Annotated in this window: 1 protein-coding gene; it reads left to right on the forward strand. The window is 64.9% G+C overall.

The genetic code is table 11. The annotated features are described in order from the left end of the window. Positions 1–40: 40 nt before the first annotated feature. Positions 41–1,609, forward strand: a complete 1,569-nt coding sequence (locus tag AU192_RS20715; protein ID WP_242656988.1) for a transposase — start codon at positions 41–43, stop codon at positions 1,607–1,609. Positions 1,610–1,613: the final 4 nt, after the last annotated feature.

Consider the following 1,613-nt stretch of genomic DNA (forward strand, 5'->3'; position numbering starts at 1 on the left):
ATGTCCTTTGTGTTGGCCGGTGAGCACGAAACGATGAGGTATGGCTCGTTCGTATCGTCCGGTGGTGCGCGATCAGGAGTTTTTGCTGCCACCGAATATGGCTGACTGGCTGGCCGCTGATCACCTGGTGTGGTTCGTCCTTGATGTGGTCGAACAGCTGGATACCTCGGCGTTGCATGCGGCCCGCCGCACCGGCGGTGTTGGGCGGGCTGGCTATGACCCAGACATGTTGTTGGCGTTGATGATTTATGCCTACGCGACGGGTCAGCGGTCATCGCGACAGATTGAACGCCTGTGCCTAGATCACGTCGCTTACCGGGTGGTGTGCGCTCAGGACCCGCCGGATCACACCACGATCGCCCGGTTCCGCGCGGCTCATGACGAGGTATTCACCGATGTGTTCGCCCAGGTGCTGCGCTTGTGTGCCCAAGCCGGGATGGTCCGGGCCGGGGTGATCGCCATCGATGGCACCAAGATCGCAGCCAACGCCTCAAGATCAGCGAATCGTTCCCAACAATGGGTTGCCGAGCAGGCCCGCCGCATCGCCGAGGATGTGGTCGCCCAAGCCGCTGCCGTTGATGCCGATGAGGACGCCGCCGAAGCTGGCGCCGGTTCCCAGCAGCGTCTGCCAGCCGAGCTGGGCACGGCGGCGGGGCGCAAGGCTGCGATCAAGAAGGCGATGGAGGAGATCGCGCGTCAAGATGGCGCCCATGCCGAGGCCGACGCCGCCGATGCTGCTGGCCAAGAGCAGTACCTGCAGCGCTTGGAGTCAGGTGAGGTCGTGTCCGGTCGAGCGCCGGCCGGGGTGGACCAGATCCGCATGTATCGGGCCAGAATCGCCCGCGAACAGCAGCGTCTGGCCCCGCTGCTGAACGTGCGGGGGACCGCCCCAGCACACCAGCGTGCCGCAATTCGCAGGAACATCAGAAAAGCCCAGGCCGGTTTGCGCCGAGCCGTGCACCAGCAGGCGGCCGGGATGGTCGACCAGCGGGGTGGAGCCGCACGCAGACGAGCTCGGCGCGGCCCAGCGGGCGGGCCGCTGATCAATCTGACCGATCCGCAGGCCAGGTTGATGGTTGAGGGCTCCGGCGGCGGATCGGTCCAGGGCTACAACAGTCAGATCGTGTGCTCTGATGACCACCTCGTGATCGGGGTGCACGTGTCCCAAGAAGCCAACGATCTGCACTGCTGGGAACCAGCTTTGGCCGCGGCCATGAGCCAGATGAATGCCTTGAACAAGACGATCGAGTTGGTGCTGGCCGACAACGGCTACTTCACCGAAGACAACCTCGCTAGCCCCGGGCCCGAGCGGCTCATCGCCCCCGGATCAGGCCGAGCCGTTCACCACGACGCCAAACACCACCCCACCCACGATGCGTCACCACCGTGTCTCTCACCACGCGAGGCGATGCGCCACACACTGCGCAATCCCGAACAGGCACAGCGATACAAACGCCGTTCAGCGACAGTCGAACCCGTCATCGGACACCTCAAAGACCGCATCGGCCTACGCCGCTACGCCCGACGCGGACTCGCAGCCGTCACCGCCGAACTTCACCTGGCCGCTGCAGCACTCAACCTCACCCGACTCCACACAGCCACCGCATAGACCG

Source organism: Mycobacterium lehmannii, from assembly GCF_001499925.1.
In the GTDB taxonomy this organism is placed as follows: domain Bacteria; phylum Actinomycetota; class Actinomycetes; order Mycobacteriales; family Mycobacteriaceae; genus Mycobacterium; species Mycobacterium lehmannii.

Excerpts from the sequence above, each read along its gene's own strand:
- AU192_RS20715 (WP_242656988.1), top strand. The coding sequence starts at position 41 with ATGGCTCGTTCGTATCGTCCGGTGGTGCGCGATCAGGAGTTTTTGCTG.